We start from the raw sequence: 6,157 nt of genomic DNA on the forward strand, positions 1-6,157 counted from the left end.
CATGGACGGTCACAGCCGCATCCACACTGGTTTCGAAAAGCGCACACTCTCGGCATTTGAGTTTTCAGTTTTAATACAGGGAATTGTAGCCTTCCAGTAAACGCCAGAACATAAAGACATTTAAACTAACTTCCAGAATCTAATCTTCCCCGTTGGAAATTTTGCTCTTTAAATTTCGCCGGGGCGCTGAGGGACTTCTTTTGAAATAATTAAGCAAAAGGGGCGCAAGCGCTTTGCCCCTTGGCTCTACTCTTGATTACAAGAATGGGCGAAGCGCCACGACCTTTTAGGCCGTAAGGCCTTAGCTTCATTATCAATAGATAAATTCAAAGGCTTACTCTGCCCAAAGTGGTTCCAATTGCCTGCAGCAGGCGTATGTGCAGACGCAACTGAGGCTCGCCACGAGCACATCCTTGTGGGCTCAACGAAAACGTCCCTGTTTCCGAAGGCCTCAACCGCATCTACACTGGGTTTGAAAAGCGCACACTCTCAGCATTTGAGTTTTCAGTTTTAATACAGGGAATTGTAGCCTTCCAGTAAACGGCTGAACATAAAGACATTTAAACTAACTTCCAGAATCAAATCTCCCCCGTTGGAAATTTTGCTTTTTAAATTTCGTCGGGGCGGCACGGGACTGTTTATCAAGAAGTAGGCTGGAGGGGATTGCTGTTGTTCCCCTTTTGGCCAGTGTGGGATGGAATCCCACGACCTTTATCAAACGGAGTTTGATTATCTCAACCTCGGGTGTGGGCGAAGCACCACGACTTTGGTCAAGCGTAGCTTGATAAATCGGAATGAAGACCAGCAAATAAACAGAGTCATGCTGAGTCAGCAGCAATCAAGTTACCCTTGATATTTACTCAACCACCCCCATATCTCTACTATCACCAACCAGCAGGCACATTGTCGCTGGCTAGAGAAGAGGATTTATCGTGACCACTATCGTATCAGTACGCCGTAATAACCAAGTGGTTATCGCCGGTGATGGCCAAGTTTCTCTCGGTAACACCGTGATGAAAAGCAACGCTAAAAAAGTTCGTCGTCTATACCATAATAAGGTATTGGCTGGCTTTGCGGGCGGTACAGCCGATGCATTCACCCTATTCGAGCGCTTCGAAGCCAAACTCGAAATGCATCAAGGCCATCTTATGCGCGCCGCCGTTGAAATGGCCAAAGACTGGCGTTCAGACAAGGTACTACGCAAACTTGAAGCGCTATTGGCCGTGGCTGATGGTGAATCGTCATTGATTATTACCGGTAACGGTGATGTGATCCAGCCAGAAAATGACTTAATTGCCATCGGTTCTGGCGGCAACTTTGCCCAATCAGCAGCCACTGCATTGCTTGAAAACACTGACCTTAGCGCGTTAGAAATTGCAGAAAAGTCATTGACGATTGCCGGCGGCATCTGTGTTTTCACTAACCAATTTAAGACCATCGAAGAGTTAACGTACTAAACGAACTGTCGTTTATACCTAAGACTGATGCTTAAGCATGAGGAAAGAATATGTCTGAAATGACACCGCGTGAAATTGTTCATGAACTTGATAGCCACATTATTGGCCAGCAAAAAGCCAAACGTTCAGTCGCGATAGCATTGCGTAACCGCTGGCGCCGGATGCAGTTATCGGCTGATCTTCGTCAAGAAGTTACGCCGAAAAACATTCTAATGATAGGCCCAACAGGTGTAGGCAAGACTGAAATTGCCCGCCGCCTGGCGCGCCTTGCGAAAGCGCCGTTCATTAAAGTGGAAGCCACTAAGTTCACTGAAGTGGGCTATGTCGGTAAAGAAGTTGACCAGATCATTCGCGATCTCACCGACTCAGCCATCAAGCTGACACGTGAAGAGCAGATGGCTAAGTGTAAATATAGAGCCGAAGAAGCTGCTGAAGAGCGTATTCTCGATGCGCTACTGCCGAAGCCTAAGGAAGATTGGGACAGCGAAAAGCCAGCAGATAGTAGCACTCGCCAAGTTTTCCGTAAAAAGTTACGTGAAGGCCAGCTAGATGACAAACAGATTGAAATTGACGTCTCTGCGCCACAGGCGGGTATTGAAATCATGTCGCCTCCAGGCATGGAAGAGATGACTAACCAGCTGCAAAGCATGTTCCAGAATATGGGACCGGGTGCTAGCAAGCGCCGTAAGATGCCGATTAAAGAAGCCTATAAACTGCTTATTGAAGAGGAAGCGGCCAAGCTTGTTAATCCTGATGATCTCAAAGAGCAAGCGATCGAATTGGTTGAACAACACGGTATCGTTTTCTTAGATGAGATTGATAAAATTTGTAAGCGCGGTGATTCTTCAGGCCCAGACGTTTCGCGTGAAGGTGTGCAGCGCGATCTGCTGCCACTCGTTGAAGGTTGTACGGTCAATACTAAACACGGCATGGTCAAAACAGATCACATTTTGTTTATTGCATCGGGTGCATTCCAGATGTGTAAGCCGTCGGACTTGATCCCTGAGCTACAGGGTCGCTTGCCGATCCGCGTCGAACTTGATGCGCTGTCAGCGGGTGATTTTAAGCGTATTTTGACTGAGCCGTTCGCCTCACTCACTGAGCAATATGTTGCTCTTTTGGGGACTGAAGGCGTAAAGATTAAGTTTACCGAATCGGGTATCGACTCTATCGCAGAGGCCGCATGGCAGGTCAACGAGCGCACAGAAAACATTGGTGCCCGTCGTCTACACACTGTGATGGAACGTTTGATGGAAGAGCTCTCTTACGAAGCGTCTGACAAATCAGGTTCTGAAACCATCATCGATGCTGATTACGTCAGCGCTCACCTCGATAACTTGGTTAAAGATGAAGATTTGAGTCGCTTTATTCTCTAGTCTTGTAGTTATTAAAAACGAATGTGATAGCGGTTAAGGACAACTCAGTGCTTAACCGCTATTGTGTTTTATGAATCGCGACTTTCTCTAATTGGCAGACCTATGACCCAAGATAATACCCCTAATGTTGAATCCTTAAAGCTTAAGCGTAAATCTCGCCTGCTAGAGATGCACTTCGATAATGGCGACACTTATCAGCTTAGCTGCGAAATGCTGCGCGTTTACTCGCCATCAGCAGAGGTACATGGTCATGGTAATCCTGTGCTAGTTACCCACAAGAAAAATGTCAATATCTCAGCCATTGAGCCTGTCGGCAATTATGCGGTTAAAATTGTCTTTGATGATGGCCACGATACCGGGCTTTTTTCATGGAAAGTACTGCATGACTTAGCGACTCACCAAGTCGAATTGTGGGAAAAATACTTAGCGCGCTTGCGAGCAGCAAAAGCCAGCCGCGAGCCACTTATCGATATGGCAGTGAAATACCACAAGTAGTAGGCTGTTTATCCCAAACGCCCAGAGCGGAAGGGTGATTTAAATCACCCTTCAAGCTAAAGCAAAAAACAGTCCATCACAAAATGACGCAGATAAGCGTCATTTTTTGTGATCAAACAGCAGATCTTGCCCATATATCACTCTATGCGGACTTATGTCCTCCACGGATCATAAACAGACAATTACTATCGAGAGTAATCAAAATAGAGGATTACTCATGACTGCACATATTAATGGTAAAGCCGGTGATTTTGCCGAAACCATCATCATGCCTGGCGACCCACTTCGCGCTAAGTATATCGCTGAAAACTTTTTGGATGATGCGGTGGAAGTGACCAATATTCGCAATATGTTTGGCTATACCGGTTTTTATAAAGGCCAACGTATTTCCGTCATGGGCCACGGTATGGGTATTCCATCTATGGTGTTATACGCCCATGAACTCGTCACTGACTTTAATGTTAAACGCATCATTCGTGTCGGCAGCCTTGGGGCAACCCAGCACAACGTCAAGATCAATGATGTCATTTTGGCCCAAGCTGCGGGGACTGATTCACCGACGAATGCTAAGCGCAGTAGTGGTTACCAGATGGCGACCTCTGCCACATTCAGTTTGCTGCACAAAGCCTACACCATCGCTCAACAGAAGCAGATTAACGTGAAAGTCGGTAACGTGTTCAGTGGTGACATGTACTACGATCCAGATGAAGACATGATCCCAGCATTAGAACGCTTTGGTGTATTAGGTGTCGATATGGAAGTTGCTGGCTTATATGGCCTGGCGCATCACAAGGGTTTCGAATCCCTCGCCATTCTTACCGTTTCAGACCATTGCTTAACGGGCGAAGAGACCAGTGCAGAGGCTCGACAATTAACCTTTAACCAGATGATAGAGCTGGCATTAGAAACAGCCTGTCAGTAACTCTTTATTAAGCCGCTCGAAGCACTCCTTTGCGCGGCTTAACTTTAACGCTTGATACTGTGATACTAGGAACAGATGATGAAAAATAAAATATCCTTAACCCTGCTCAGCTTTTTAGCCAACTTTGTGATGGCAGGCTTTGCCACTCAGTTCGGCATGTTGATTGAACCTATAGCAGAGAAATTTTCTGCTAACGTCAATGAAGTAGCCTCAATATTCTCACTGCTTAATGGCGGCGCCCTCGCCGGTACTATCGCTGCTTTTTTCTTAATTGAAAAAATCGGTGTTAAACGCATGACACTTCTCAGTTACGTGAGTATTGCACTCAGTGCAGCGGCTTTACACTTCACCAGCTCACTCTCTGTAGTGATGATCGCAATGACGATTATCGGGCTTTGTGGCGGTGTTGGCCTTTGTATCGCCGGTACTATCGTAGTATCAGTATGGAAAGATAAAATTCAAAGCACCATGCTAGTGGTACAAGATGCCACCTTTAACGTTGCAGGCGTAGTGTTCCCACTCATTACCACGTATGCATTGAGCCATGCGCTGTCTTGGAGCTACAGCTACCTTGCTGTTGGTATCGTTGCATTAGCCACTGCCGCCATCGCGCTTGCGACCAACTTCGAACTGGTTGAAAATCAAACATCAGCAGAGAGTGGCAAAGATGAGTCAGAGTGGAACTTAGGGATCATTAGCGGCGGAGTGGGTTTATTCCTTGGCATGCTAGCGCTATACACCTTCCTGACTTGGGCACCGATGTTCGTTAAAACCAAGTTCGATATCCCATTCGAAGATGCGGGTAATATTATCACCCAGTATTGGTCTGCCGCGCTAATTGGTGCGCTGGTATCGACTGTGATTGTCTCGAGAGTAAAAATCCAGCACTTCATCATGGGCATGATTTCACTCGCATTTGTCATCACCAGTTTGATTGTAACCACAGATAATTTAGCTTGGATTGGTTACCTAACCTATGGCTACGGCTTTGCTTGTGCAGCACTTTATAACGCCTTTATTGCTTACGGTGTGTCATTTGTAAAAAATGCCAGTAGCCGCAATGTATCCTACATATTGATCAGTGGTAGCGCTGGCGCAATGTTCAGCCCAGCAATCAGCTCACAGTTCGAAAGCATCATCGGCCTACAAACAGTGATGTATGCAATTCCTATTATCTACGGTCTAATCATTGCGATGTTGCTTATCTCTAATAAGCAAAAAGCGAGTATGTCAGCTCAAACAGCCTAAGCTCTTCTGCTAAATAAACCCCAAACGGCAGGTTTGGGGTTTATTCTATAAAGGACTTAAGCCCTTCTAGATCGCAAATAGTCAGCCCCTCTTTTTCTCGCTTAATCAGCGCCAAATCTTCCAGTTTTTTAATCGCTCGGCGATAAACTCTATCGGTTGTGGCAAAGCGCTCTGCCTCTAAATAGCACTTAGTAAAACCCTCTACCGGCTGATCTTTCAGATACTGATGATAGAGATCGTAAGCAATATTATAAGCGATGGGGTATAGCATTCTGCGGGTGAAAATATCCACCGTATCTTGATAATCGATGGCTATAGCACTGGCAAAAAACAGCGCAAACTGAGGTGTCTTTAATAAGGCCTGCTGTAGCTTATCGCCATTGATCACTGAGATCTCCAATGGCTCTTCGGCAATAATATCTAACTGGCACAAGTAGTCGGTAAAAAACTCCATCTCACCAAACAACTGCGAGTCGCACGTCATGGTGCCCAACTGAAAACTACGACCATTTCTCGCGGTATAACCCATTGAGATTCGACCATGGGGCACCAGTATTAGGTCGCTCACCTGTTGACCTTGTTCCATCAATCGATGTTGTGCGGCAACGGATTTTGTCTCGCTGATGCACTCACGCATTATCTGCTCAATAGCAGCATGC

The 6,157-nt window shown here is 46.1% G+C and carries 6 protein-coding genes; 5 read left to right on the top strand and 1 reads right to left on the bottom strand.

Annotation, left to right across the window (positions count from 1 at the left end; genetic code table 11):
* Positions 1–932 precede the first annotated feature (932 nt).
* The 5 genes from hslV to tsgA all read left to right on the top strand — a co-directional run bounded on the left by hslV (position 933) and on the right by tsgA (position 5,498).
* Positions 933–1,457 (top strand): ATP-dependent protease subunit HslV, encoded by a 525-nt coding sequence (hslV, locus tag L2755_RS21625; RefSeq protein ID WP_248982709.1) that lies wholly within the window; start codon positions 933–935, stop codon positions 1,455–1,457.
* A 50-nt stretch (positions 1,458–1,507) separates the two neighbouring features.
* Complete coding sequence (gene hslU, locus L2755_RS21630; protein WP_248982710.1) at positions 1,508–2,833, top strand: ATP-dependent protease ATPase subunit HslU; 1,326 nt, start codon at positions 1,508–1,510, stop codon at positions 2,831–2,833.
* A 102-nt stretch (positions 2,834–2,935) separates the two neighbouring features.
* Positions 2,936–3,328 (top strand): gamma-butyrobetaine hydroxylase family protein, encoded by a 393-nt coding sequence (locus L2755_RS21635; RefSeq protein WP_248982711.1) that lies wholly within the window; start codon positions 2,936–2,938, stop codon positions 3,326–3,328.
* A gap of 217 nt (positions 3,329–3,545) precedes the next feature.
* Entirely contained in the window at positions 3,546–4,250 is a 705-nt protein-coding gene (gene deoD / locus L2755_RS21640; protein WP_248982712.1) for a purine-nucleoside phosphorylase, read from the top strand.
* Positions 4,251–4,328: 78 nt separating this feature from the next.
* Entirely contained in the window at positions 4,329–5,498 is a 1,170-nt protein-coding gene (tsgA, locus tag L2755_RS21645; protein ID WP_248982713.1) for an MFS transporter TsgA, read from the top strand.
* A 40-nt stretch (positions 5,499–5,538) separates the two neighbouring features.
* Here the strand turns inward: tsgA and L2755_RS21650 are convergent.
* Positions 5,539–6,157: Crp/Fnr family transcriptional regulator (locus tag L2755_RS21650; RefSeq protein WP_248982714.1), on the bottom strand; the 619-nt coding region annotated here is incomplete at its 5' end.

The sequence above is a fragment of the Shewanella abyssi genome (assembly GCF_023284025.1).
Lineage (GTDB): Bacteria > Pseudomonadota > Gammaproteobacteria > Enterobacterales > Shewanellaceae > Shewanella > Shewanella abyssi.